Source organism: Kitasatospora sp. NPDC098663 (assembly GCF_044760075.1).
Taxonomy (GTDB): Bacteria; Actinomycetota; Actinomycetes; order Streptomycetales; family Streptomycetaceae; genus Kitasatospora.
This window is the reverse complement of the sequence record NZ_JBIWAP010000049.1, coordinates 39261-65178: the sequence shown is the minus strand read 5'-3', so window position 1 is coordinate 65178 and position 25918 is coordinate 39261. Positions and strand designations below refer to the sequence as shown.

The 25918-nt window shown below is 70.8% G+C and carries 26 protein-coding genes and 1 pseudogene; 14 read left to right on the top strand and 13 right to left on the bottom strand.

The window, feature by feature from the left end; translation table 11 throughout:
- The 6 genes from ACIQVZ_RS35850 to ACIQVZ_RS35825 form a co-directional block, all read right to left on the bottom strand.
- Window positions 1-912 (bottom strand): DUF2637 domain-containing protein (locus ACIQVZ_RS35850; RefSeq protein WP_402455967.1); only part of this gene is annotated, 912 nt, incomplete at its 3' end.
- Window positions 909-1472, bottom strand: a complete 564-nt coding sequence (locus ACIQVZ_RS35845) for a WhiB family transcriptional regulator (protein ID WP_402455965.1) — start codon at window positions 1470-1472, stop codon at window positions 909-911. The genes ACIQVZ_RS35850 and ACIQVZ_RS35845, both read right to left, overlap by 4 nt.
- A 101-nt stretch (window positions 1473-1573) precedes the next feature.
- On the bottom strand, window positions 1574-2278 hold the full coding sequence (locus ACIQVZ_RS35840; RefSeq protein WP_402455963.1) for an ATP-binding protein: 705 nt from the start codon (window positions 2276-2278) through the stop codon (window positions 1574-1576).
- The gene (locus ACIQVZ_RS35835) at window positions 2278-3267 is read right to left on the bottom strand and encodes a hypothetical protein (RefSeq protein WP_402455961.1); all 990 of its coding nucleotides are present in this window, start codon (window positions 3265-3267) and stop codon (window positions 2278-2280) included. The genes ACIQVZ_RS35840 and ACIQVZ_RS35835 overlap by 1 nt, the downstream gene beginning before the upstream one ends.
- Entirely contained in the window at window positions 3267-3617 is a 351-nt protein-coding gene (locus tag ACIQVZ_RS35830) for a hypothetical protein (protein ID WP_402455959.1), read from the bottom strand. Before ACIQVZ_RS35830 ends, ACIQVZ_RS35835 begins: the two co-directional genes overlap by 1 nt.
- Before the next feature lie 580 nt (window positions 3618-4197).
- Entirely contained in the window at window positions 4198-5019 is an 822-nt protein-coding gene (locus tag ACIQVZ_RS35825) for an IclR family transcriptional regulator (RefSeq protein ID WP_402455957.1), read from the bottom strand.
- Between the two features lie 316 nt (window positions 5020-5335).
- On the opposite strand from ACIQVZ_RS35825, the gene ACIQVZ_RS35820 reads away from it, so the two are divergent.
- On the top strand, window positions 5336-6214 hold the full coding sequence (locus ACIQVZ_RS35820; RefSeq protein ID WP_402455955.1) for a helix-turn-helix domain-containing protein: 879 nt from the start codon (window positions 5336-5338) through the stop codon (window positions 6212-6214).
- 27 nt (window positions 6215-6241) lie between these two features.
- On the opposite strand, the gene ACIQVZ_RS35815 is transcribed toward ACIQVZ_RS35820, so the two are convergent.
- From ACIQVZ_RS35815 to ACIQVZ_RS35800, 4 genes and pseudogenes are all read right to left on the bottom strand, one after another.
- A complete protein-coding gene (locus ACIQVZ_RS35815) occupies window positions 6242-6814 on the bottom strand; it encodes a hypothetical protein (RefSeq protein ID WP_402455953.1) in 573 nt (190 codons plus the stop codon).
- Window positions 6811-8061 carry an MAB_1171c family putative transporter gene (locus ACIQVZ_RS35810; protein ID WP_402455951.1) on the bottom strand — a complete coding sequence of 417 codons (1251 nt, stop codon included), beginning with the start codon at window positions 8059-8061 and terminating at the stop codon, window positions 6811-6813. The genes ACIQVZ_RS35815 and ACIQVZ_RS35810 overlap by 4 nt, the downstream gene beginning before the upstream one ends.
- A 9-nt stretch (window positions 8062-8070) precedes the next feature.
- On the bottom strand, window positions 8071-8613 hold the full coding sequence (locus tag ACIQVZ_RS35805) for a hypothetical protein (RefSeq protein ID WP_402455949.1): 543 nt from the start codon (window positions 8611-8613) through the stop codon (window positions 8071-8073).
- Between the two features lie 349 nt (window positions 8614-8962).
- A pseudogene (locus ACIQVZ_RS35800) lies at window positions 8963-9634 on the bottom strand (SDR family oxidoreductase).
- 396 nt (window positions 9635-10030) lie between these two features.
- Here ACIQVZ_RS35800 and ACIQVZ_RS35795 point away from each other — a divergent pair.
- Window positions 10031-10843 (top strand): helix-turn-helix transcriptional regulator, encoded by an 813-nt coding sequence (locus ACIQVZ_RS35795; RefSeq protein WP_402455947.1) that lies wholly within the window; start codon window positions 10031-10033, stop codon window positions 10841-10843.
- 120 nt (window positions 10844-10963) lie between these two features.
- Here the strand turns inward: ACIQVZ_RS35795 and ACIQVZ_RS35790 are convergent, their stop codons facing one another.
- Window positions 10964-11941, bottom strand: coding sequence for a hypothetical protein (locus ACIQVZ_RS35790; protein WP_402455946.1), 978 nt, complete (start codon window positions 11939-11941; stop codon window positions 10964-10966).
- A 369-nt stretch (window positions 11942-12310) separates the two neighbouring features.
- Here ACIQVZ_RS35790 and ACIQVZ_RS35785 point away from each other — a divergent pair, with 369 nt between their 5' ends.
- Window positions 12311-12502 (top strand): hypothetical protein, encoded by a 192-nt coding sequence (locus ACIQVZ_RS35785; protein ID WP_402455944.1) that lies wholly within the window; start codon window positions 12311-12313, stop codon window positions 12500-12502.
- 323 nt (window positions 12503-12825) lie between these two features.
- Window positions 12826-13047 carry a DUF397 domain-containing protein gene (locus ACIQVZ_RS35780; protein ID WP_402455942.1) on the top strand — a complete coding sequence of 74 codons (222 nt, stop codon included), beginning with the start codon at window positions 12826-12828 and terminating at the stop codon, window positions 13045-13047.
- Between the two features lie 126 nt (window positions 13048-13173).
- Here ACIQVZ_RS35780 and ACIQVZ_RS35775 read toward each other — a convergent pair whose 3' ends face one another.
- Complete coding sequence (locus ACIQVZ_RS35775) at window positions 13174-13392, bottom strand: DUF397 domain-containing protein (RefSeq protein ID WP_402455940.1); 219 nt, start codon at window positions 13390-13392, stop codon at window positions 13174-13176.
- The gene (locus tag ACIQVZ_RS35770; protein WP_402455938.1) at window positions 13389-14231 is read right to left on the bottom strand and encodes a helix-turn-helix domain-containing protein; all 843 of its coding nucleotides are present in this window, start codon (window positions 14229-14231) and stop codon (window positions 13389-13391) included. The genes ACIQVZ_RS35775 and ACIQVZ_RS35770 overlap by 4 nt, the downstream gene beginning before the upstream one ends.
- A gap of 354 nt (window positions 14232-14585) precedes the next feature.
- Between ACIQVZ_RS35770 and ACIQVZ_RS35765 the strand changes: the two genes are divergently transcribed.
- The 10 genes from ACIQVZ_RS35765 to ACIQVZ_RS35720 all read left to right on the top strand — a co-directional run bounded on the left by ACIQVZ_RS35765 (window position 14586) and on the right by ACIQVZ_RS35720 (window position 25873).
- On the top strand, window positions 14586-15200 hold the full coding sequence (locus ACIQVZ_RS35765) for an ATP-binding protein (protein ID WP_402455936.1): 615 nt from the start codon (window positions 14586-14588) through the stop codon (window positions 15198-15200).
- A gap of 172 nt (window positions 15201-15372) precedes the next feature.
- Window positions 15373-15825 (top strand): hypothetical protein, encoded by a 453-nt coding sequence (locus ACIQVZ_RS35760; protein WP_402455934.1) that lies wholly within the window; start codon window positions 15373-15375, stop codon window positions 15823-15825.
- A gap of 180 nt (window positions 15826-16005) precedes the next feature.
- Complete coding sequence (locus tag ACIQVZ_RS35755) at window positions 16006-16566, top strand: DUF5753 domain-containing protein (protein WP_402455932.1); 561 nt, start codon at window positions 16006-16008, stop codon at window positions 16564-16566.
- 367 nt (window positions 16567-16933) lie between these two features.
- The gene (gene fxlA / locus ACIQVZ_RS35750) at window positions 16934-17095 is read left to right on the top strand and encodes an FxLD family lanthipeptide (RefSeq protein ID WP_402455930.1); all 162 of its coding nucleotides are present in this window, start codon (window positions 16934-16936) and stop codon (window positions 17093-17095) included.
- An 87-nt stretch (window positions 17096-17182) separates the two neighbouring features.
- Window positions 17183-20302, top strand: a complete 3120-nt coding sequence (locus tag ACIQVZ_RS35745) for a lantibiotic dehydratase (RefSeq protein WP_402455928.1) — start codon at window positions 17183-17185, stop codon at window positions 20300-20302.
- Entirely contained in the window at window positions 20299-21531 is a 1233-nt protein-coding gene (locus ACIQVZ_RS35740; RefSeq protein ID WP_402455926.1) for a lanthionine synthetase C family protein, read from the top strand. Before ACIQVZ_RS35745 ends, ACIQVZ_RS35740 begins: the two co-directional genes overlap by 4 nt.
- 36 nt (window positions 21532-21567) lie before the next feature.
- Window positions 21568-23643, top strand: coding sequence for a methyltransferase, FxLD system (gene fxlM / locus ACIQVZ_RS35735; RefSeq protein WP_402455924.1), 2076 nt, complete (start codon window positions 21568-21570; stop codon window positions 23641-23643).
- Window positions 23644-23648: 5 nt separating this feature from the next.
- Complete coding sequence (locus ACIQVZ_RS35730; RefSeq protein ID WP_402455922.1) at window positions 23649-24728, top strand: hypothetical protein; 1080 nt, start codon at window positions 23649-23651, stop codon at window positions 24726-24728.
- Window positions 24729-24914: 186 nt separating this feature from the next.
- Window positions 24915-25040 carry a hypothetical protein gene (locus ACIQVZ_RS35725; RefSeq protein WP_402455921.1) on the top strand — a complete coding sequence of 42 codons (126 nt, stop codon included), beginning with the start codon at window positions 24915-24917 and terminating at the stop codon, window positions 25038-25040.
- A 176-nt stretch (window positions 25041-25216) separates the two neighbouring features.
- Window positions 25217-25873, top strand: coding sequence for a hypothetical protein (locus ACIQVZ_RS35720; RefSeq protein WP_402455919.1), 657 nt, complete (start codon window positions 25217-25219; stop codon window positions 25871-25873).
- Window positions 25874-25918 lie beyond the last annotated feature (45 nt).

Sequence of the window (25918 nt, the reverse complement as noted above, 5' to 3'; positions counted from 1 at the left end):
ACCGACCTCCGACGGACCGCCGGACCGAGCAGCCGGACCGACCTCCGACGGACCGCCGGACCGAGGAACCGGACCGACCTCCGACGGACCGCCGGACCGAGCAGCCGGACCGACCTCCGACGGACCGCCGGACCGAGCAGCCGGACCGACCTCCGACGGACCGCCGGACCGAGGAACCGGACCGACCTCCGACGGACCGCCGGAGCTGTGCTGTGCTCGGCGCAGAATCCGTGCAGCGAGGCGATCTCGCCAGCGGGAGCCCTGACGGTGGGCGGCCAGCTTCTCGCCAGCGGTCTTGGCCCGGTCCTCTTGGCGACCGGCGGTAAGTTCCGGTCTTTCGGAGCGGGAGAGGGTGAGCTCCGGCGTCGCTGTGGGGGTGTGCGACGGTTTGTCGAGGGATAGCGGCTGGCCGGGGGTTGCTGCCCGGTTCAAAGTGACAGCCTCTGCAGAAGGGTGCTCACGGCCGGTGTCATCGGGAGCGTCTCGGGTTCCGCCGTGGCGAGTGACGATGATGCCCAGGTGGACCGCGCCGGCGAGTGCGATTGGAGCGATGGTGCTCAGCGAGCCGACCGCGGCGTCCCCGAGGTGGAGCTCACCGGCATGCGTCTGCTCGTTCAGCCGGATCGCGTGCAATGCGTTGGCCCAGACGCTGGTGCCTGTGGCGCCGGCGAAGAGCGCCCAGGCGTAGGCGCGGGCAGTCCACGGGGCCTCGCGGAGCAGGACGAGCGCGCGGACTCCGTAGGCGATGAAACCGTCAACGACAACCGGCCACGCGTAGCTGAGTTCACCGCGGACGTGGATTGCCTGCGCCATCTGTTCGAGAGCGTCGTAGGACAGGGAGAACCCGGTCGCGCCGAGCAGGCCTATCGCGGCCAGGTCCCAGCCGGAGACCTTGGGGCGGCGGGGGATCACGCGGCCACTCCCAGGGTGGTGACGCCAGCACTACACAGCTCGGCCGCGAGGGCGCGCTCCTCCCGCCGCATGGAAGCCGGGATGACCGCGAGTTGGGTGGTGGCCTTGCGGCGCCGCTTGGCTGCGGCCTTGTAGCCGATGGCCAGGGTTGCGGCCCAGGTGTCGATTGAGATGCCCGACTCGATGGCCACACGGACTACGGATCGCTTCTCGGGTTCGGTCAGCTGCGGCCGGTGAGTGCCGGTCAGAGTGGCGCGGACGCGTTCGAGATTGGCGCGATCCCCCTCTCGGAACTCGACAATCTCGCACAGCTGCTCTTCGGTCAGGCCGCCGCGGATGCCGTCCCGGACCCCGCTCTCGATGGCGTCGTTCAAGCACTGCTGGCGCACCGGGCACTGCCCGCACAGCGCGAGGGCATCGCTGTGGTCGGCGCGGGGATCGCCGAAGAAGATCTCCGGATCTTCCGTGCCGGCGCAGGCGGCCTTGAGGCGCCACCGTGAGGAGCCTCGGTCCAACCGGAGGTGGGCGGCTTCGAGTTCGTTGATAGTGCTGATGCTCATTCGGGTGTGTCTCCGAGCGCGCCTGAGTGTGTGTGGGCGCGTGGGCAGGGCGTTTCCCGAGGAGCGGGCTCGGCCGGCTCCGGTCGGGATCGCGGGAGAGGTCAGAAGGAGGGGGCGCGGCGCCGGTCAGGGCCATCGAGGATGGCCTTGTGGCACATCTGGCGCAGGCGGCTGGCGGTGCGGTCGCCGAGCAGGCCGGAGAGTTCGGCTGGGGTGATGTTGCTGGTGAGGATGGTCGGCAGCTGCTGCTCGTACCGGTGGTTGACCAGCCGGTAGGTGGTCTCCTCGGTGAACTCGCTTGCGCGGCCCGCGCCGAGGTCGTCCACCAGCAGCAGCGGCGTGCGCTCCAGTTCGCGCATCTCCCGCTCCGGGTCGGCTCCGGGGCGCGGGCGCATCATGGCGTAGAGGGTCACCGAGGTGATCGCCTGCCAGCGCAGTCGGACACCATCGCCCAGCAGGGCCCGGATCGCTCCGTAGGCCTGGTGGGTCTTGCCGGTGCCGGTCTCGCCGAGCAGGAGCAGCGAGCCAGCGCGGGCGATGCCGAGCTGGCCTTCCGGGCCCCGGCGAGCTGCCTGCTTGACGTGCTCCACCCAGGCCAGAACCTGCGGATCGTCGGCCACCGCGTGCTGGTACAGCGGCGGGATGCGGCTGGCCGCCAGCTCCAGCGCGTCCCGGTTCGGTTGCGCAACCGTGCTCCGCTCGGGCTGGCCGATGACCGCAGGGTCCACGCCCAGACGGGCGAACCGCTCGACCAGGCTCTGCAGTCCGGTGCCCGCGCGGCGCGGGTCTCGGTCACGGCCAGCCATCACAGGTCTCCGGTGTAGGCGGCGGCCCCGGCGGTCGGGTTGGCCCACGCCTGGTACGCGCCTCCGGTGCTGGTCTGACGGAATGCCAGGGCTTCCTGGACGAAACCCTCCAGGGCGCCGGGCCCCTTGGGGTTGCGCGCCATCAGCCGCAGGCCCGCGCGGACCTGCTCCGGGCCGTATCCGGATCCGAGCAGCTGCTTGATCTCCCGGCCGAGGTGTCCGCGGAACCGCTCAGTCGGCTGCTGCGGACAGGACCGGACGTACTCGGCCACCAGGGCGCTGGCGGCGGTGGTGTGCGGGTGCATCGCGGCGACCTGGTCGGCCGAGGGCTCTTCCGCGACCTGGGTCTGGGCGGGTGTGGCGCAGCCGCCCCCCGGAGGGGTAGATCCAGGATCCGTGATCCTGGATCCGTTCGTGGAGGGTGTCGTGGATACGTTCGTCGAGGGTGTCGTGGCGGCCTCGGCCTGGTCGTGCTGGTGGTCGAGGGCACCGTTCGATGAGCTGCCTCGACTGGCGCTCTCGGCGGCGTACACCGGGCGCGTCTCAGGCTCTTCCGGGGCCTTCTTCCGGATCCGCTTGACCGGGACCTGCTTGTCGGCGGACTCCTGGGTCTGATGCAGCGGGCACGGCACCAGCCGGGACTGGGAGGCCTTGTCGATCCGCTGGTGCTTGTTGAACGTCACGACGTGGAGCAGTTCCTCGCCCTCGTCGGCCGGGTTGAGGTACCGGCACACGAGCCCGACGTCGGCCAGCTGACGCAGGTCGTCCTCGACGCGCTCGGTCGTGTGGGTGCCGCCGTCCCAGGAGCGCTTGCGCTTCCAGATCAGCCCGCGCAGGATGCCCGCGTCGTCCAGGACCCGTCCGCGGTCGTCCACGTAGTTGAGCATGTAGATGAACGTCCGCTCGGCCGACAAGGAGACCTCGGCGAGTTTCGGGTCACGGCTCATCTCCGGCTTGTGGGTGCGGATGCGCCCGTCCTGGACCGCCATCACGCCACCTGCCGAAGGTAGGTGGAGACGGTGAGGTGTCCGGTGTCCAGGTCGAGGTCGTGCTGGAGCCTCCAGTCGCGCTGTGGCTGGTCGCAAGCGACCCACCGGGCGACGGCTTCCTCGTGCTGCTGCGGCAGCGGGACGAGGGTGCCGCGGACATCGTAGGCCCGGGCGAGCCAGAGGTGATCGGGCTCGGAGACGCTGACGCGCACGACCGCCACGGCCGGCGCGACGGCTCGCACGCTGCGCTCGATCGCCTGGGCGGTGCCCTCGGAAATCCGGGTCGCCCCGCCCAGGGCGCCGCCGGCGAGCTCCGTCTCGGTCCCCTCTGTACCTGGGGTCGCGAACATGTAACACTTCCTCCTGCGCAAGTGGCACCGGCCGAGCCTCCTACAGCAAGCCGGTGCGCTGGTTTTTCCCGTGCTCATCGCACGGACATCACATGGCGCCCGGGAGTTCCCGCTCCTGGGCGCCATGTCGCGTTTGTGCGGCCACCGGTCGCCGCGGCAATCATCAGCCGAGCGCGATTTCGTGGCGCATGAGTGACTCTATGTTTACACCCGAGAACGCGTCAACGAATTCGATTGATCTACGCGAATAGAAATTCCTTTTCCCGCCACACGGGAGATGATCAAGGGCCATTGATCCCCCATTTCCCGCCACGCGGGAAATGGGGGAATGAAGATGGCGGGGACATGCCCAAGGATGGCCTTCGTGAACCCCAAGGCAACTCGACCCCTGAGCAGTTGACCAGGCGACAGAGATGATCCAGCCGTCGCACCCATGGACCCGATTGCCCTCACGAGGCCCGGAAACGCGAACGGCAAGGAGCTGGGCTCCTTGCCGTTGAAATAGGGATCGATCCGCTTTTCCTCTGCAGCGGCTCTCTTCGGTTCTCGCGCTTTGACTGGGGCGGGGCTCGGCCGGATTTCAGGCCACGGGGGCCGGTGCGGCGGAATACTCGCTCAGCGTCCCGGCCGTGCAGCAGACGTGCTCGATCAGCTCGGCCCGGTCGGCCGGCATGGAGCCAGTCGGCTTGGCGAGCACCACGGATCCGACCGCGACGTCGCCCCACATGACCGGGGCCGCGACAGAGCTCCAGCCCGGCACCACCTCCTCCCCGGCGACGGCGTACCCGCGACGCCGGATCTCCACGAGCGTGGCGGCCAGCGCCGCGTTGTTCCGGATGGCGTCGGGCGCGGCGTCCTCCGGCACCTCCTCCCTGAAGACGAGCTCCTGCAGCGGGGCCGGCAGGTGGGCGAGGATCGCCCGCCCGCTCGCACCCGTGCGAAGGGATCGCGAGTGCGTCACCAGGGGGTGCGCGAAGATGCCGAGCTCTCCCGGGTCCATGTCCCCCCAGGCATAGTCGGTGCACAACCGCCGCAGGCCACCGAACGGGGTGAGGGCGAACAGGAGGGCGGCGCCACCGGTCCGCTCGTGGAGCTCAGCCAGGATTCCCTGGGCCGCGGCGGCGCTGGGCACATGCGCCATCGCATGCATGGCGACCTTGATCAGGCTCGGGCCAGGCCGGTACCTGCCACGGCGGATCTGGTCGATGGCCCCGCCGGGCACGCCCGACTGAAGGATGCGGTGCACGGTGGAGTCCGGCATGCCGGTGGCGGTCGCGAGGTCCAGCACGCCCTGGTCGCTCCCCTGCAACTGGGCGAAGGCCTCTTGGAGCGCGAACACCCGGGCGGCACTGGAGGTCGCACCGGCCCCGCGGGCCAGCGGAGCCACCGGGGACGCCGACATGCCTGGTGCTATCGGATATGGGATGCTTCGATAGCGTGATTCATGACGGACGGGTCCGTCGGCTTCCAGTGGTGCCACACTCACCTGCGCCTCCAAGGGGCGACACCGGACCCGCCACGAGTGCTGAACGGGTAGGCCGGCAAGGCAGAGGCCGGCCTCGACGGTCCGGCGGAGGTTGTCGGAAAGGCGGCGCGCGGCCCGCATGGGCCATCGGCGTCGCGATGTTACTGATCATACAACATGCCTGACGTTATCAACGTCCGGTAGCCTGTTTACTCCGAGTTCATGTTGCTGCGTTCCATCAAAGGAGTTGCCCGTGCCTGCTCGCAAGTTCGACGGCGAGGCGCTCCGCCGTGTCCGTAGAGCCCGCGACCTCTCCCAGGAGGCTCTGGGCCGAGCCCCAGGTGTAGACGTCGACCAGTCCACCGTTGCGAAGTGGGAGGGCGGCGGTTTCCCGGAACCCGAGAGGCTGCCGGCCATCGCGCGGGCACTTCGCGAACCGATCGACACCCTCTTCCCGCGCGATGGCCAGCCGACCTTGGCTGACCTGCGCGCCGACGCTGGCTTCACCCAGCGGAGCACCGCGGCGCTGATCGGCACGAAGTCGTCGATCCCCGTCAGCAACGCCGAGCGCGCACTGCGGCGCCTCAACGCGGCCTATGTCCCCCTCCTGGCCGAGGCCTACGGCGTGACCGGCGACCAGCTCCTCGCAGCGCAGGACCGAACTTTCGGCGTCGCTCCCGCCGCCCAGGCCAGCACAGCGCCGGCGCCCCGCTCGCTCGCGGAGAAGCTCACCTTCCTGCTGGAGACGACCTTCCCCGGTGGCCGTCCGACCGACGACCAGATCGCGGCGGGCGTCAACGACTACGCCGGTGTCACCGTCATCTCCGCCGATGCCGTGCGGGCCCTGCGGACGGGCGCTCCGCCGCCCTCGGAGGTACTTGCCGGTCTCGCGGCCGGAGTGGTCCTGGAGGGCCTGGCCGCCTTCTTCGGCGTCACGGTCTCCCTGTTCCGTAGCGACGAGGAGCTGGAACGCCAGCTCGTCGACACAGTCGCCCTGCTGACGCTGCGCGGCAGCAGCGGCAGCTTCGCGCTCGCGGCCCGGGGCGGGGAGGGCGGGCTGGACCCGGCAATGCTCGCCAAGATCGGCGCGCTCGTCGCGGAGGCACAGCAGAATGCGGGCCCCCGCCCCTGAAGAAGGGGAGCCTGCTTCGGCCTGCCGTCAGCAGAGCCAGGCGGCAGCCGTCGCCAGTCCGAGCCCGGCTCCGACCATGGTCTGCACCACTGTGTGGTACCTGAGCGCCACCCGCGACCAGCACACCAGCGCGACCAGCGGGTAAGCGGCGATCCACCAGGGCGAGTGGACCACTGCGAGCAGAGTGACCACCGCGCCGGCGACCGCGCTGTCGACGGAGACTTTCCACACCGTGTTGATCGCGAGCAAGCCAACGGTCATCACCCACAGCGCGATCATGGCCAGCAGGATGTCGCGCGGTGCGTGGCCGAGGACCATCGCCAGGGAGCCCAGGCCGATCGACGCGAGGATAACGAAGAAGATCGGGGCGCGCTTGGTCCGGTCGACCACGTGCCGGTCGCCCCAGGTGCCCCGCTTGCGTTCCCACTCGATGTAGCCCGCCGGGATGATGCCCGCGCACAGCGCCGCCAGCAGCCCCCAGCCGATCCCGGTCCAGCTGCCGGCCGCAGCAGCCCCCAGGCCGGTCAGCCCAGCCAGCAGGACGTTGCGTGGCTGGAGGATGTCGGTGACGGTGCGGGCGGTGGTCGTGGTGGTGCTCACAGGGCCATCTCCTCGATCTGCATGGCGAGTTCTTCCGCCTCTGCGCTCGCGAGCAGCTCCCGGACCTGCAGGTCGCTCGCGGCGGAGTAGGCCTCCTCGACCCGCAACAGCCAGACCACCTCGGCGGTCGTGCTCGCGATCGGCTTGCTGGGCAGTGCGGGCGCCGGCAGCTCGTTGCGGTGCCCCGCCCTGGCGTTGGCCAGTGCGGCCCTGATCCACAGTGCCTCGCTCGCCGCCTGCGGGTCGGCGCTCCCCTCCACGGCCTCCTCGACCACCGGCAGCAGGACAGGCGAGGCGTGGTGGCGCAGTTGCTCGACCACGTCCGCGATGTCCTGGGTCCAGCGGTCCAGGCGTACGTCCATCGGCGAGTCGGTGCGCAGTACTTCGCGCCAGCGGCTGGCCGGCGGCTGGAACGGGGTGTCGGGGAAGGCCGTCACGAGGTCGTGCCACAGCGGGTAGAGGTTCCACAGGGCGCGCCAGGAGCGCCAGCGTGCTGCGGCGGCGTTGGTGGTCGGGATGCTCACTCCGGCAGCGAAGATCATGAAGAGGGTGATCTGCATGTACTCGGTGTAGACGCCCAGCGTGTGGTTGAACCCGGGGCTGAGCGGCGTGGCCAGGGTGACCCACATGAAGGTGGTGCGCACCGCCACGTAGGCGACGCCGATGGCCATGGCGATGGTCATCAGTCCCAGGCCCGTGCGCAGGAGCCGGGTCTCGGCGCGCCGCCTCGCGGCGGCCCACTGGTAGCAGGTGACGGCGCTCGCGGTCCCCAGGTAGACGTAGAAGATCGTTTCGTAGAGGATCGCGCCCCACTGGCCGGCGTGGTCGGGGACGAAGTCGGCGCTCGGCCGGCTGCGGTTCACGATCGTGAAGAAGAGGAGCGTCATCAGCGCCAGCATGCCGACCGCCGCTCGCCAGGCGACCCGCTCGATCCATCGCGCGACGGCGACGTGGCGCGGGATCACCGCCTGGTCGGTCTTGCCGTACGAGGCGACCACGTAGGTCAGGATGGCGAGGATGGCCAAGGTCGAGACGTAGTGCTTCAGCAGGACGGACAGGTCGGTGATCGGCTGGCGGTTCATCAAGTCGATCACCGCGGGGCTCTTGAGCCACAGGGCGAGTGCGAAACCCAGGTAGCAGCCCCAGAGCGCACGGCGGTGGGCGTCCCCGTAGAGGACTGCGGGCAGCCTCCAGACCGCGACCGCGGTCATCGTGGTCGCGGCGGTGTACGCGGCGAGAGCGAGCACGTCTTCCTCTTATCTCTGGGCGCGCCGGGGAGCGGCGACGGGGTGGGACAGGGTGGTTTCCAGGAGGCTGACCATGTCGCCCCCGGCGGGCATCTGCCGCTGGACGATGTGCTTGATCAGCGAGGCGCTCAGCTCTGCCTCCTGCTCCTCGCGCGTGTCGTAGCGTGCGCGGGCCTGGACGACGGCCCCGCTCATCCGCTGGGCGAGTCCGTGGCGCAGGTGCTCGGGCAGGAGCTGCTCCAGCTCGTCCGCTCCGAGGCTGGTGCCGTGGTTGAACCACTCGTGCACGAGCTCGTGGAGTTTGACGTGGTCGGTCTGGTGCTGTGTCGGCCTGGGCCGGTAGAGGATCAGGGAGAGGTCGGCGGTTCGCACGCGCAGGCCGCAGGCCGTCCGCAGGTCGCCCCCGTGGTCGTCGAGCGGGACCAGCTGGATGGTCCGGCCGCTCGCCGCTTCCATGCCGGCCACCAGGCCTTCGATCGTGAAGGGCTCGGGCAGCGGCAGCGCGGCCAGCTTCTGCTCGCAGTCCCTGCGCAGGCGGCGCATCCTCAGCATGGCCCACCCCGTTCCTCCGAGCTTGGTCGGCGCTGGCGGGGTATCCGTGCGAAGGCTTCGGCCGTGCGGGCTCGGCAGGGGCAGGCGTGCGGCGTCAGGTCGGGGTCAACCGGCCTGCGCGGGGTTTCGTGGTTGGACACCATGTCCTCGGGGGGGGTGGGGGGCAGGGTCTGGCTGGTTTCGGGCGTGCCTGTGGCGCACCCGCCGCCCGGTCCGCAAGGATGCGGGCGGGCGCGGATGGGAGTGGGGCCGGAGTGCACGTCGCTCCCGCAGCGGTGCTCACCGCTGCGGCGCCTGCCCGGCCGGTGTGGATCGGGGGTTGCTGGAACCCTGGTCGGTGGGCCGGGTGTCAGTGCCCCATGCCGGCGCCGCCGTCGACGGGGATCACCGCACCGGTCACGTAGCCCGCCGTATCACTGCAGACGAAGGCGACCGCCGCGGCGATCTCCTCGGGGCGGGCCATGCGCCCCAGCGGCACGCGCTGCACGAGGGCCTCGCGCTGGTCCGGGGACAGGACGGCGGTCATGTCCGTCTCGGTCAGGCCCGGAGCAACCACGTTGCTGGTGATCCCCCTCGGGCCGAGTTCGCGCGCCAGCGACCGGGAGAACCCGACCGGGCCGGCCTTCGACGCCGCGTGGTTCGCCTGCCCGGCCTCACCGGTCATCGCCACGGCGCTGCGCTGGAGACGAAGACCAGCCGCCCGAAGCGGGCACGCAGCATGCCGCGTGCCACCCGCTTGGCCGCCCGGTACGCGCCGACCAGATTCGTGGCCACGGGAGCCGCGAAATCGTCCTCTGACATCCGCAGCAGCAGGGCGTCCCTGGTGATGGGCCTCGACCGCGGCGACGGCCTGGTCCACCGACCCCGGCGATGTCACGTCGCACGCCACCGTCGCGAAGCCCTCGACCGGCTCTCCACTGCGCGAGGTGACCACGACGCGGTGCCCGTCAGCAGCAAGCCGCTGGGCGACGGCCAGGCCTATGCCACGGCTCCCTCCGATGACCAGGGCTGAGCGGGACATGGTGGCTCCTTCGCGCTGTAGACCGCCGCGCAGCCCGTCCGCTGCCCGGCCCTCTCACCATGCCAGGCACCCGCAGGAACTATCACTTCCGGAACTCGCAGTTCTGGAACTGCCAGTTCCGGAAGTGCGAGTTCCATGCTACGCGCATCGACAACGCAGAGTAATTTTACCGACGTGTAGAGCAACCTTTAGAAACGGGCTCGCAGCACCCATGGGCATTTAATTTTGACTCACCGTAAGATCGGATAGTGAATTCCTTGATCAACTGATAGATCGTCATTCCGTGAAGCTTGACGTGCTGCCGTCAAGCAAAATCTGCCCATCATGGCCACTGTGGTTTTCGCCACACTTGGTGTTCCCGGGTCGAATTCTCGGCGCTGCGTAGAATCTCCCGCCATGAGCATCGACTTCGAGCGACTTGCCGCCCGCGAGCGGACGCTTTCCGGCATGGTCCAGAACTGGCGGCAGCGAACGGATCCGAACTCGATCCCCGGCCTGGTGACCAGCTCCACCCGGCGCACGCGAGAGCTGAGCAAATCGGAAGTAGCCCGCCTGACCGGCGTGAGCGTCAAGTGGTACTCGAAGCTGGAGGGCGGCGGGTCCGCCCAGTACTCCGACGGCTTCCTCGACCGTGTTGCCTTCACGTTCCGGCTCACCGACGCCGAGCGGCTCGCCCTGTACCACCACGCCTCGGGACGTGCTCCGGCCCCGAGGGCACCCGAGCCCGGCGCGATGGCGGCCATAGACGCGGACATGCAGCGGCTCCTCGACAAGATGTTGCCGCATCCTGCATACATATCGGATGTCGCATGGAATGTGGTAGCTCATAACAATCCATCGAGGGAACTTTATCCTTGGGTTTATGAGCCAAACATCATGCGATGGGCTTTCCTTTACCATGGCGCTCGCGATCAGCTGGTCAACTGGAAGGAATCCTGGGCCGTCCCGCTCCTCGCCCAGATTCGTACCGCAGCGGCTCAGTATCCGGACAACGATCAGCTCAAGCAGCTCGTCTCGGACATCATGACCGGCTGCCCCGAGGTACCGGAGCTCTGGGCGAGGCATGACTTCTACGAGCACCCCGACGGCGACATCCGCCACATGCGCATCCCGCACGGCGGGCCCGAGTCCGTCCCGGTTCGGATCATGGCTCTCACCCCGATGCGCGACAAGCAACTGCGGTTCATCGTGGCATTCCACGGCATCTGATCCCAGCTACTCAGCATGGTGACTGGATCGCTCGGCGTCCCGCGCCCGCGCCCGCGTCGCCGAGCCGTCGGCCGCTCGGCGACGCGGGCTCCACCGAGCGGCCGACGGGGCGCCTCCGGCTCACGCACCGGCTTCCGCGAGGGACCGGCTCCTGGGCCGCATCACCGCCCGCACACGGGCCGCACCCGCCGGCGTAGCGTCCGCACCGCAGCCGACCGCGAGCTGGGTCGGCGATCCCGAGCAGGGCCCGCACAGCCCTGGGCGCGTCCGCGGCGCGCGGCACTCGTCGCACTCGTACGTGCGGCTGGAGGGTGCCGCACGCTCCGTCCGAGCAGGCCTCATCGGCAGCTTGCGCAGCAGCCGGTCCCGGACCACGCCCACCGGCGAGTGGATCGTCTCCGGCAGGCCGGCCAGCAGCGCCGCCGCCAGCTCCGCTGGCCCGCTGCCCACCGCGAGCCACTCGGCGACCAGCGGCGCCAGCTCGGCCACCTCGGCCTCGCCCAGGCGCAGGCGCTTCTGGCTGCCCAGCACCTGGTACAGAGTGAGCGCCGCCGCCCTCAGCGGGGCATCCAGGTCCTCGACGGAGGTCCTCGCCCGCCCGCCCGCAGCCTCCGGCCGCCGCGTCGCCAGCACGTTCGGCGAGGTGTCGCCGGAGCCGGGGAGGGAGGGTTCTTTGACCAGGTTCTTTACAACAGGGAGGCCAGCACCACCGGAGTCCGCCGGACCGGACGCCGGACGGGTCACACTCGGCTCCACCTGCGGATTTGCCACCTCCAGCAGCTTCTTGGCTTCCTTCAGCCCGGGCTTCTGCGGAGTGTCGAAGACGTGGGCCTCGCTGCAGATCTTGCCGTCGGGCATCCGCACCTTCTCGACCCGGTAGTACCCCGCCTCGATCAGCTCCCGCAGGGCCTTGCGCACCGCAGCCCGGCTGTCGGTGCTGGAGTCCGCTATCTGCCGGCCGTCCTCGCGCCACCGGTCGGGCCGGGACAACAGGTCAGCCAGGAGGCCGCGTGCGGCGAGGCTCAGCCGCCGGTCCTGCAGGACCAAGTTGGGCAGCACGGTGAAGTTACGCGCGTGGGCGCTACGATGTACACGCATTGGGAGTTCATGCTCCTGTTGCCGGACCCCGGGGTGTTAGCGCACCGCCGGGGTCACCTGTGTTCGGTTGGACTACGGAACGTAGCACGACAACTCGCGGTCCCCCGCCCTACCGCGAGCGATGTCGATCACAAGTTGGCCTGCAGAGCAGGTTTCGTTGATCGACTACTTCTCTCGAGCGGACCAGCACCAGCCGCACGCTCGTGGCCTTGGCCTCTGGCTGTGCCCGCACAAAGCGCGGTGTTTGCGGTGTCGGCGACGGAGGGCAGCCCGAGTCTTCTCCACCGGGCCGTCTTCTACTCCCCTTGGCGACAGAGTCTGCGGCCCGCGTTCGGCTACCTTCACGCCTGCTGGGCATTCCCCCTCACCATGCTCTACGCCACACACGCCCTGGAACACACCGACGGCGACGTGCGGCAGTTCCTGACCAGCTACCTCGACCAGCAATGCGGCCTCCTCGCCACCACCACCGCCGACCACCCGCGCGCGCTCGAACTCGTCGGTGACGAGGAGCTGCGCGAGCGCCTCGTTGCCGTCCACCGTCGCTCGCTCCGCCTGTGACCGTCGACCGGCCGGACCTGATCCTGCTCGTCCGCCGCACCGGCCAGGCACCGACCTGCTGACACACCGGCCTGGCCAGCATCGAACACCGCGTCCCGATCACTTCAGGCACCGCGTTCAGCTGCACAGTGTTCGCAGCTTGGCGAGTGCCAGCATCGCAGCGATCTCCGCTTCCGGAAAGTCCTCCCACCGGCCCCGAGCGGGCAGTGCGGGCCTGGCCGAGGCATAGGCCGTCCACCACGGCCTCGGTCCGGGCGCGATACTGGAGGGTAGCCGCACCGACGCGGTGCTTCTCGTGAACGCCGCCGACAAGGAGATCAGTCGTGACCAGCCCAACCCCGAAGCCCCACGACCTCGACCTCACCGGGGCGCAGTGGCTGGCCGCACCGGATGCCCCGGAGGGCCCGCAGGTGGCCTTCGTCGACGAGTACATCGTTCTTCGGAAGGGCAACGACCAGGGAGCGCCCGTCCTGGTGTTCACCGCTGACGAGTGGCGGGCATTCCAAGCTGGCGCTGCGGGCGGCGAGTTCAACAAGCTGCTCTGAGCACCCGTTGTCGACTGGCGTGTTGCGGCTTACCTTGCGGCCAAGACGAGCTGGCCGATGGCCGCGGCAACGCCAACGGCCCGACACCCCCAGGGCGGGCCGGGCCGAGCAGCGGAACCGGGGCCGTCAGGCGACCGGAACGAGGGCGTCGTCGGAGACGGCAGCGAGGAATGCGCCGAAGACCGACACCGGGTAGACGTGGGCCGGACCGTGCGGGTCCTTACTGTCCCGGATGGCGATGTTCCCAGCGAGGTTCGCGCATTCGACGCAGTTCTCGTTGGGGTCGCTGGCGAGAGCCTTCGTCCAGGTCACGGGCAGGGCGGATGCCTTGGGCAGGTAGGTCACTTGAGCTGATCTCTCTTCTCGCGGATGAGGTTGCGGGTATCGCCGAGATCCAGAGCGGTCGCCATGATCTCGTCGAAGGCTGTACGGAACAGGTCGACGTGGGTGGCTTCCTCAACCCAACTGCTGCCGAGCAGACCACCGACCAAGACCAGGTCGAGGGCCCTCTGTTCGAACTCCAACAGGGTGTAGGCGCCAGTCTGACCCGGGTGAGGCGGTGCGTACGCCGGCATCACCAGGATCGTGATGTTCGGCATCTCGCTCCACTGGAGAAGCCTGTCGAGTTGATCCGCCATCACGCCGTCGGGCGCCTTCATCGTCAGCGCGGACTCGTGGATGACGGCCACGAGTTTCAGCGGGCTTTCTGCGCGAGTCAGAACGGCCTGCCGATTGAGCCGGACCTCGACCCGCGCCTCGATGCTCGGGGTCTTGGAGATTCCGCTGCTGATAACGGCGTGAGCGTAGCGGCGAGTCTGGAGGAGGCCGGGGACATAAGCGGCTTCGTACGCCCTGATGCTGACCGCATCCGCTTCGAGCCTGATCAAGTCGTGGTGGAGAGGATTCAGCTCGTCGTAGTTGGCTTCCCAGCCCGGCCGCCGGTTGCCGCGCAAGCTCCCGATCAGCACCTCCGCGAGCGCCGGATCGCACTCGTAGAAGTCGAGGAGTGACTTGACGACGTCCGGCTTGAGCTGGACCCGAGCGTTCTCGTACCTGCTCAACTTCACGAGGTGCATGCCCGGGACGGCTGCCACGACGTCCTGGGCGGACAGGTTCTTCGCTTCGCGAAGCCGCTGCAGCTCGGCAGCGACTCGTCGGTACCGCACCTGCGGCACTGCGGCCATCTGATACCCCTCCGGATCTGTCCGTGAACCAGTGTGCACGCCCCGGCCAGTGGTTCGCCACCACCTGGCCGCGAACATAGCTGCCGGCATGCCAGCAGAACTGAAAGTTTTCACACCTATGTGCAATCACTTGCGCTGGCAGTCAATCAGGCACCATGCTGTTCATTACGGATAGCGATCCACCTGTGACACATACCACTGATGAGCGTAGCGCTGTCCGGAGAGCATCTCTACGCATGAAGCTGACCCGCCAGTCCGCCGCCCCACCGCTGCGACCGACGGGACCTCGACGGCCTCCGAGCTGTCACCGGATTCACCCCAGCCGCACCACCGAACCGGCCCGGAGGATCTGCCATGCACCGCGTCATCACCTCGTTCACCATCCCCGCCAGGCGTGTCAGCGTTGGCGGGGCCCGCAACAAGCTCCTCGCCGACCTGGCCGGCGTTCCGCTGACCCCCGATCAGCGAGGCGACGTTCGGCTCGCCGTCTCGGAGATCGTCGGCAACGCGCTGGAACACGGTGTCGGCGGCGAGAACGGCGACCAGGACCTGCTGGTCGAGGCCACCGCGGACCCCGCGCGCGGCAGGCTGCGCGTCACCGTCACCAACCCGTGGCTCACCAGCACCGTTCCGGCCACCTGTGCGAACGCCGACCAAGACCTGGACGCCGAATCCGGGCGCGGCCTGTTCATCGTCGAGGCGATGGCCGAGGAGGTCGGCTCGACGATCCTGATCGGAGAGGACTTTCCCCGGCGAGCTGTCTGGTTCGAACTCGTGGTCGCCCTGTCCGCCGGCTCGCGCAGTGGGAGTGTCGCCGAGGAACCGGATCTCGGTCCGCCCGAGGGGCAGCTCTCGCGAAGGCGCCGGTCCGTTGCACGGGTTACCACAGGCCGCCTCCAGCGGCTTCCCCTCCGGATCGCCTGGCGCGGCAGGCCGGAGGTGCGGGCGACCGACCAGCGGGCCGCTTGACCCGCCGAAACCTTGTGCAAGCGCCGGACCTCCGGCGCCACGACCGCCAGCCGAACCTTGTTCGGCGGCCAGGTCCGTCAACAGTCACCAACTCGCAGGAAGTACGGCAGAGATGAGCAGCACGGGCTTAACGGCTGAGTCCCGCGCAACCGCGGTTGCTGGCGCCGCCAGGTTGGCCGCCCAGACCCGCGATCCGGACAAGGCGCTGGCGCGGTGGCAGGCCGGACGGACCGTCGCCGTCCCCGTCGGCGGCGCCTTCGTCGTGGTACGGGTGCTCGACGACCGCCTCGGCCGTACTGCGTTCCACGCACTCCACGAGGAGGCGCCCGACCTCCTTGGCCCCGTGATCTCCAACCGGGCCCTCAGGGCGGTCGAGTTCCTGACCGCCGTCCGGCCGCCGGTGTGGATGGGCAGCTCCACGGTGCTGCTCGACGGAACCCGGACCTCCACCCGCGAGGTGCAGTGCCCGCCGCTCGACCAGCTCGCCTCCGGCCGCCAGTGGCTCAACACGCCCCGCGCTGTGACCGGTTCCGAGCTCGTCCTGACGAGTCCGCTGCGTCTCGGCCGTGCGCTCGGCATCGCCCGGGACCGCCTCGTCCAGGCCGGCCACCGCGTCACCACTTGATCCAGACCGACACCGAGTCCACCGGCGGCACCGACGCCCACAACACGCGGCGGATCGACAGACCGCCGCACCATCCTCCGACCCTGCACCTCGGCGGCTTCGGCCCGGCGACCGCTCAACCACGCCCGGACCATCCGCATCAGTCCTACTCGTAGAACACCCGAGAAGAGGAGACACACCATGGATCTCTCGACGGTCGAGCTGGAGCCGATCCAGAGCCAGTTTCTGGAACTGTACCGCTCCGCCACCCACATCCAGGCGTTCGAGGACGGGATCGTCTACGGCAGCCTTCAGACCGAGACGTACGCCCGGGCCGTCTTCGAGTGCGCCAGCGAGCTCTACCCGGTCTCCCCCGTGGACATCGAGGCGGCTGTCCAGACGCGGCTGGCCCGGCGGGAACTCATCGACGGCGAGCGTCAGTTCGAGATCATCATGAGCGCGCGGGCCCTGGTGGCGGACGTCGCGGGTGCGGCCGTGCTCCGAGAGCAGTTGCAGTACTTGCTGGAGTGCATGGAGCGGCCGGGCCTGACGCTCGGCGTCATCCCCACGGGTACCCTGCTGCGCGCCCACTGGGGCTTCTGCATCGTCAACTCCGTCAGGGTCGAGGTCGACCAGTACAACGGACCACTCACCGTGACCGACGTCGACCAGGTCCGCCGCTTCCGGGAGACGTTCCACCGCGTGCGCCGCACCGCCGTCTTCGGCGACGACGCGCGTGCCCTGATCAGCGGCCTGCTCTAGAACCCGCCGAGGCCCGCTCTGGGGATACGCCGCCGGCGCTCGGTGGCCACCGCGGGGCGCGGGCCGAGTCTCCGCAAGGGCAGGCGCCACCCGCTCTCGCGCCGGCCAGCCGCTTCTGCCGCCCCATCAGGCGGCGTCACAGGACTCCCTGGCCCAGCAGGACACCCAGCGTGTAGCGCACTGGGCTCTGGGCAAGGTGACCGGACGGACACGCTTCGACCCGTCCGGTAGCAACAGGTGATCGGGACTGCGTCAACGAGGCCGTTGCTCCCGGTCCCACCCCCGGTACCGCACGGTACGGGCCCAGCACAGGTCGGACGGCATGCCGCCCGGCTTGACCATCGCGCAAACCACCGAAGGGAAAACCATGAGCGTCGTAAGCATGACGTCGGCCGACATCGACATTCCGGGCGACTTCGACCTGGACGTCACGCTGCTGGAGGTCGCCGACCCCTCGCACCTGGTCCAGATGACGGACGACAACTGCGGCTCGTCCTGCTCCAAGTCGACCTGCATCAGCGCGGCCTGATCTCGGTCCGGTCGGCCGCCTTCTGCGTCAGCGCAGGAGACGGCCGACCGCCGCGGCCGACCAACTGCCACTACCAAGGGAGGACTTGTGCGACAGGCCATCGGACCCGACGCGGGATTTCGTACTGCCGCGACCACGGTGCTGCTGCGCGCCCCGGCGACCACGCCGCTGGACCTGCCGCCCATGCCCGACCTGGAAGAGCGAGGCCCGCAGGTCCCCTCAGTCCTCGCCGCGTGGTTGCGCCAGGTGTGGACGCTCTCTCCGGTCGCCGACGCCGTGGGCCATTCCAGCCCCGCCCTGGCCCAGCAGGTCCGCTCCCTGCTCGCCGGGACCTCGCCGGACGAGGGGACGCTGCGTGGCACCGCGTTGTCAGTGGCGCGGTACCTGGCGCGGATGGCTGGCCGAGCGACTCCCAACGGGCTACTCGCCGGGGTCTGCCCCGCCACGTTCGGCGATCGGACCCGGGTCGAGTGGGGTGTCGGGCACCGGGTGACAGCCCGAGCGGATTCGACGTGGCTGGCCGGCGTCATCGCCGGGCTGGAACAGCGCCCCGAGGTCCTGCGCCACCTTCTGGTGGTGGCGGCCTCCACGGTGACGGTCCGCGGTGACCGCCTGGTCGTGCCCTACCAGCCGCGACGTACCGAGTCGGGCACCGGCGCGGTGGAGGCCGCCCTGCGCCACACCGCCCCCGTACGGGCGGCGATGGAAGCCGCGCTGTCGCCGATCCTCTTCGCCGACCTGGAGGGAAAGGTGCAGGCCGCCTTCCCGGACGCGACACCCGGCAGGGTCACCACGCTGCTGGCCGAGCTCGTCTCTTGCCGGGCCCTCGTCTCCAACTTGCACGCCCCGAGCACCGAGCCGGACGCACTCGGACACCTCCTTCACACTCTGGAATCCGTCGACGCTGGTGGGGAGGTCACGCGCACGCTCCAACAGATCCACGCCCTGCTGGAGCAGCATCAGGACTCGACGGTCGACGAGGCCCGGCGCCTGCGCGAGGATGCGGGCGCCCGGATGCTCCCCCTGGCGCAGGCCCGCCGTCATCCGGTGGCGGTCGATCTTCGGCTGGACGCGCGCGTCACCGTGCCTCAGGCCGTCGCCCGCGAGGCCGAGCGGGCAGCCCGCCTGCTCGCCCGACTCAGCCCGGCCCCCTACGGCAACAGCGCCTTGGGGGAGTACTTCCAGCGGTTCTACCGCCGGTTCGGCAGCGGCGCCCTGGTGCCGCTGCTGGAGCTGGTGGCCGACAACGGGATCGGCTGGCCGTCCGGCTACCCCGGCACCGGGGTCGAGCCTGCGCGGCCGGCGTTCAACCGCCGCGACGAGCAGTTGCTGGCCCTGGCGCAGGTGGCGGCGGTAGAGGGCAGCCGGGAGATCGTCGTCACCGAGGAGATCATCGCCCAGCTGGACCGGGCCACCTCCGGTCCGGTCCGGCTACCCCGCAGCGTGGAGCTGGTTGTCCGCATCGACGCTGCCAGCGCTACCGCCCTGGACCGCGGTGCCTTCCGGCTGTCGCTCACCTCGGTCTCCCGCGCCCACGGGGTGCTGTCCGGCCGGTTCCTTCACCTGCTCGACCCGGCCGACCGCCTTGCCCTGACCGAGGGGCTCGGCACCGAGACGGAGGAGGACGTGCTGTGCGCCCAGCTGTCGTTCCCGCCCCTGGAGTCGGCCACCGCCCACGTCACCCGGACGGTGTGCACGCTGCCTGCGGTCATCAGCCTCGGTGAGCACCGGGCCGCGCCGGCGGACGCGGACGACGACGTCGTCCTGACCGCGGCCGATCTGGCCGTCGGCTGCGACGGCCACCGCTTGTACCTGGCCGCGCCGAGCCTGGGCTTGCGGGTGGAGGCGTGGGCGCTGCACGCGCTGAACCTGCGCCGCCACACCCCGCCGCTCGCCCGCCTGATCACCGACATCTCCCGCGCCGGCACCGCCCGCGTCGGCGACTTCGACTGGGGCGCCGCCCGCGACCTGCCGTTCCTGCCGCGCGTCCGGGCCGGGAGGATCGTCCTCGCCCCCGCGCGCTGGCGCGTGACCAGCGGCGAACTCGACACCCGTGGACTGGACTTCGCCCAGTGGTGCGAGCTGCTGGACGCCTGGCGCTCACGGCGAAACGTCCCGCGGCGCGTCCAGCTCGTAGAGGCCGACCAGGTGCTGCCGCTGGACCTCGACCGGCCGCAGGGCCGCATGCTGCTGCACGCCCACCTGCGCAATCACGCCCACGCCCGGTTACAGGAAGCCCCGGCCGAGGACGGCGCCGGGTGGTGCGAGGGCAGGACCCACGAGATCGTCATCCCGCTGACCGCCGCGACCCGGCAGCCCTGGCCCGACGTCGCCCCGCCGGTTGCGGACAGGGTCGTCCACCCCGGCCAACACGGGCACTCGCCCGGCGCCTCCACGGTGATGCTCGCCTCGCTCTACGGCGATCCGAACCGCCAGGACGTCCTGCTCGCCGAACACCTGCCCGCGCTCCTGGCCGAGCTGGGCGACCAGCCGCCGCTGTGGTGGTTCCTGCGGTTCAGTGACGACAGCGGGCACTGCCTGCGACTGCGCATCAATCTGCCCGACCCGTCCGAGTTCGGCCCGGCCGCCAGCGCGGTGGGCACCTGGGCGGACGGCCTGCGCCGCCGGGGGCTGCTGCGGGAAGTCTCCTACGGCACGTCGTGGCCCGATACCGGGCGCTGGGGCGGCGGCCCGGCGCTGGACGCCGCGAATCAGGTCCAGGCCGCCGACTCCCGCGCGGTCCTGGCCCAGCTGCGACACGCCACCGCACTGCCCCGAACGGCGCTGATCGCCGCGAACTTCGCCGCAATCACCACCGCCTTCGCCGGCAGCACCGAGGAGGGCATGCGCTGGCTGATCGACCACGTCCCGGCCGCGCCCCCCACGCCCACGCCCCGGACACTGCTGAACCTCGCCCGGCAACTGGGCGACCCCAGCGGCGACTTCGCCGCGCTGCGCCAGCTGCCCGGCGCCGGGGCGCTCCTGAGCGGCTGGACCGAGCGGACCGAGGCCGTCACCACCTACCGGGCCCGCCTGGACGCGGGGCAGGCAGGAGGCGGCATCGACGCGAACACGGTGCTCGACTCGCTGCTGCACACCCACTTCCTGCGCTCCCGCGGCATCGACCCCACGGACAAGGCGGCCTGTCTGTACCTGGCGCGCGCCGCCGCTCTCGCCCACAGCGCCCGCCACGGAGGCCACCGGTGACACCCGACCAGGCCCTCGACATCGCGGACGCCCTCGCCAGCCCCGCCGCCCTCACCCTTCCCGCCCGTGAGCAGTGGTGGCGCCAGTCGCTGGCCCACGGCGCACCCGGCATCACACTCCTGCACGCCGAGCTCGCCGCCGCCGGCCTGCGCCCGTTCGACCGCGTCCACAGCTGGCTGACCGCCGCAGCGAGCGGGCCGGTCACCACCGGCACGGACACCGGCCTGTGGTACGGGGCACCGGCCATCGCGTTCACCATGACGGCCGCGACCGCCGCCCACCCGGGCGCCTACCGCGGTGCCCGCAAGGCCCTGGACGAAGCGGTCGCCGCCGACGCCCTTCGCCGCGCCCAGGTCGGCCGGGCTCGCATCGCCTGTGGCCAGCCACCAGAGCTGGCAGAGTTCGACGCGATTCGGGGCCTGTCCGGCCTCGGCGCCCACTTGCTGCACAGCGACCCAGGCGGCGAGGCCCTGCGTGAAGTCCTGCACTACCTCGTGCAGCTCGCCCAGCCGCTTCCCGGGGACGGAGGACGGCCGGTGCCGGGCTGGTGGACGCTCAGCGGATCCAACGGCAGACCCGATCCGAACATGCCCAGCGGGCACGCCAACTTCGGCCTGGCTCACGGGATCTGCGGCCCGCTCGCCCTCGCTTCCCTCGCCGCGCTCCACGGCGTCACCGTGCCCGGTCAGCTGGACGCCATCGCCACCTGGTGCCGGTGGTTGGACCGGTGGCGCATCGACACCGAGGCCGGAGCGCGCTGGCCCTACGTCATCACCCGCGCCGAGCTGGACGAACCGCCCGCAGACCCCGCGGAGATCACGCATAGCGGGGCCGCACGGCGCCCGTCCTGGTGCTATGGCACGGCCGGCCTCGCGCGCGCTCAGCAACTCGCCGCCCTGGCCACCGGAGACCGGGCCCGCCAGCACCTGGCCGAGCACGCCCTACTGGGCGCGCTGGCCGACCCTGGCCAGCGCGCCACGGTCCGCGACTCCTCCCTCTGCCACGGCTTCACCGGCCTGGCCCACATCGCCCACCTGGCCGCCGCCGACGCCGACGAGGCGAACGCCGGGCCGCTGCGCCGCCTGGCCACCGCGCTCCTCCACCAGGCAACGGCCGCTGACGACGGGCCGGGGCTGCTGGAGGGCCGCGCCGGAACGGCCCTGGCTGCCCTCGCCCCGCTGACCGGCAAGGCCGCCACCGGCTGGGACACCCGCTTCCTCATCGCCTGAACCGCCGCCCGCCCCGCAGAGCAGGAGAACGACCCGATGCCGTCCTGGCACCAGTACTCCATCGAGTTCACCGACCCCGCCACCATCGAGCACACCGCAGCCCGCCACCTCGCCCCCGCCCTGACCCGCGCCCAGCACGACGGCCGGATCGACACCTGGTGGTTCATCCGCAAGCCCCCCGGGCTGCGCCTGCGCTACCAGACCACCGGCCCCGGGCCCGACCCCGTTCCAGAACTGCTCGACGGGCTCTCCACGGAACCGGTCGCCGCCTGGACCCAGGGGATCTACGAGCCCGAGACGCTCGCCTTCGGCGGCCCGGACGCCATGACCGTCGCCCACACCCTGTTCCACCACGACAGCCGCGAGCTGCTGGAGCGCGCCGCCGCCGACCAGCGCCCGGCCCTGGGACAGCGCGAGACCACCATGCTGCTCTACTCCGCCCTGCTGCGCTCTGCCGGCCTGGACTGGTTCGAGCAGGGCGACACCTGGTCCAAGGTCCAGAACCTGCGTCCGCTGCCCACCAGCCAGCTCCCCTCGCCCGAGCGGGCAGAGAGGTTGGGAGAGGCGATACGCCCGCTGATGACGGCCAACCCGGCCAGCGTCCCGGGCCTGCTCCCCGCGAGCTGGACGGGCACGTTCGAGAGGGCCGGTCAGCAACTGGCCGCCCTCAACCGCGACGGGCGCCTGGAACGAGGTCTGCGCTCCGTCCTGGCCCACCACTTCATCTTCCACGCCAACCGGGCCGGGCTCTCCGGCCGCGACCAGGCCGTCCTGGCCGCCCTCGCCGTCAACGCCGTGTTCCACCGCGGCGAACGGCTCATTTCCGCCCCACCCGCACAACACACCACTAAGGTCCGCGACATGACGACTACCACCAGTGACACCGCCGCCTCCGCCGACGAGCTGCGCAACCAGCTCGCCGACCGCCTGCGCGCTGGCAACGTGATCCGCACGCAGCCCGTCGAGGACGCCATCCGCCGAGTCCCGCGCCACCAGTTCATCCCCGGCGTCCCGCTGACCGACGCCTACGCCGACGACGCCGTCTACACCAAGACCGACAGCACCGGCGCCTCGATCAGCGCCGCCTCCCAGCCGACCATCGTCGCGATGATGCTGGAGCAGCTCCAGATCCAGCCCGGCCAGCGGATCCTCGAACTCGGCGCCGGAACCGGCTACAACGCCGCCCTGATGGCCGACATCACCGGCGAGGACGGCCACGTGACCGCCGTCGACGTGGACGACGACCTCGTGGACGAGGCGAACAAGCACCTCGCCGCCGCCGACGTCGCCGGTGTCGACGTGGTCCTCGCGGACGGCGCGCTCGGCCACCCCGACGCCGCCCCGTACGACCGGGTCATCGCCACCGTCGGCGCCTACGAGGTTCCGCGCCCCTGGCTCGACCAGCTCCACCCCGAGGGGCGGATGGTCGTGCCCGTCCGCATCGTCGGCGCCGCCTCCCGCAGCATCGCCTTCGAGGCTGACGGCCACGGCGGCTGGACCAGCAAGGAGAGCCGGATGGCGGTGTTCATGCCGCTGCGCGGCATCGGCGACGACTCCCGCCGCATCATCGACCTGACCGGCGACGGCGAGGTCACCCTCCAGACCCACCAGGACAACCAGCACGCCACCTCCGCCGCCGCCCTGCGCGGCGTCCTCGGCACCAGGCCGCTCACAGCGTGGACCGACGTGGTGTTCGTGCCCGGCGAATCCTTCGAGTGGCTGGACCTGTGGCTGGCCTGCCGCCTGCCCAACCCGATCATGCGGATGAACGTCGAGGCGCCAGCCCGAGAGGCCGGGCTGGTCAACCCGATGTTCCCCACCGTCGCCATGGCCACCACCACCGAGGAAGGGGCCCTGGCCTACCTGACCATCCGCCCGGTCGACCCCGCCGACGACGGCACCCGGCGGTACGAGGTCGGCGTCATCGGCCACGGTGTCGGCGGCCAGGAACTCGCCGGCACCGTCGCGCGCCAGGTCGTCATCTGGGACCGGGACTTCCGCGCCCGCACGGTCACCTTCGCCATCCCGGTAACCCTGCCCAGCCCCGCACCGGACCACGGCCGATTCGTCCTGGCCCGGACCAACACCCCGATGACCGTCACCTGGGAGTAGCCACCGTGGACCCCATCGGATCCCTGGCCCGCCGCTTCCCTCTCGTCGCCCGGTGGCGCCCGGCGTGCACGCCGCTCGCCCAACGCGTCGCCGACCTCGCCGAGAACGCCCGGCGAGCCGAGCACGACCGCGACCTGGCCGGCGCCTCCGCCGTCTACAACCTGTCCGCGCTGCTGGCGTCCGATGTGGGTCTGCCCGAGTTGGCCCGCACCTGGTGCCACCGCCACGCCCGCGCGTACCTGGGCTCCCACCCGCTGGGAGCCCAGGACGCCCGCCTGGCCCTGGAACCGCTCGGCAACCTGGCCCGCCTGCACATCCGCGACGGCAACGGCGAACAGGCCTACCAGCTCCTCGAATCGCTCCACACCGCCGTCAACACCCGCACCGCCGCCGACATCGACGGCGTCCTGCTGCCCGCCGACCTCACCGACTCCGCCGACGCCCACCAGGAACTGCGCCGCTGGACCTGGGCCCTGCTCCTGGCCACCGGCGCCCGCGCCCTGGCCGTCAGCGGCCGGTGGGAACAGGCCCGCGCCCGCCTGGCCGGCCACCGGGGCATCGGCCGCCGCATGCTCGACGGCCGCCAAGTCGCCGTCATCGCCAGCCTGGTAGCCCACGACACCGCTCTAGCTCTCGACCTCCTGCGCGACACCCTCCCCGGCGAGACGACCGAGAACGCCGTCACCGCCTGCCTCACCCTCATAGCCCAGGACCAGGCCCCGGGCCCGAACACCCTGCTGGCCCCGCTCCGCGAGCTCGAACCCACCCCCAGGACCGCGGTCTTCCGCACCCGCCTGACACTGTCCTTCATCGACACCCTCGACCCGGACGGCCCGGCCGCCCGCTCCCTGGCCACCGACCTGATCACCCGCACCCTCGACCAGCCCGACGGCTACACCGCACGCGACCTGCTCGACCACCCCGGCTGCACCGCGCTCCTGACCAGCCGACAGCACCGCGATCTGACCACGCGCGTGGACACCTGCGGCCTCGGCAGCCAGAGCCTCCCCGAGCACCTGCGCCACGAGCTCGACGCCGCTCTCGACCGCGCCGACCGAGTCATCCAGGCCCGCCCCGCCGACTGACCCGAGGCGGCGAACCCGCCGCACCAGAGCCCGGCGCCAGCAGTGGCTGAACGCGCCGCCGCGCTTCAACGCCCTTCACCCACTGCACGCCGCACGCCGCACCGAGCTTCGGCGTGCCCGAAAACTCCCGGCCGCAACCCGCGACCGGGCCAGCCAGCACCACAACTGCCAAGGAGGCAAAGAACGATGACCCATAACGTCGACGACTTCGACCTGGACGTCACCCTGATCGAGACCAGCGACCCGGCCGCCGGATGGGCCGAGCCCAGCGACAGCGGCTGCATCCCCACCAGCCAGCTCGGCTGCGAGTAGTCAGCCTGAGCTAGCCCATCCCGTGTAACCGCGTCCCGGCGCACGCCGGCTGTTCCGGTGCGCGCCGGGACGCGCCCAACTGCCCATCGCACGACCGTGCCAGTGAACCCGCAACGGTGACGCGCCCCGAGGCGCGCCCGACGCTCCCGCCTCTCCTGAACCCGAGCGAAGGGACGATGAACCACCTCACCGAACCCGCCAGCCGCAGGGCGGTCTTCAACGCAGCCCGGGTACAGGGCCTCGACCCGACTGGGGCCGAACTGATCGTCCAAGGACTCAACCACGTCTACCGGCTCCCGCACTCCGGGGCGATCGCCAAGGTTCACCAGCCCGGAACGACCGCGAAGGCCGCGCACCGGCAGAACCGGGTGGCGCTGTGGCTGCTGCGCAACGGCATCCCCGCGCCGCGCCCGGCCGGCCGCTCCACCGAGCCCGTCGCCGTCGGCCCCCTGGTCGTCACCTTCGCCGACGACCTCGGCCACGGCCCGGCCGCCAGCCCGACCCAACTGGCCGAGCTGCTGCACGCCCTCCACCAGTTGGACGTCCCGGACGATCTTCACCTTCCCGACTACGACCCGTTCCCGGACCTGGCCCGCCGGATCACCGACCTGCTGCCGACCTCGCTCAACAGCGAGCAGCGGATGCTCCTGCGCGTCGCCTTCGACGACACCCGCGAACGGTGGGCCGCCGCCGCGTGGCCGCAGCGGCGCGTCATACACGGCGACGTCGGCTGGGCCAACACCCTCGTCACCGTTAGCGGCGCCGCCGCGCTCCTGGCCTTCGAGCGGGTCACGGCCGGTTACGCGCTGCGCGACCTCGCGGCCGTGGCCTAGGACAGGGGCGCCTTCGGCGGCAGCCCGAACGACTACCGCGAGTTC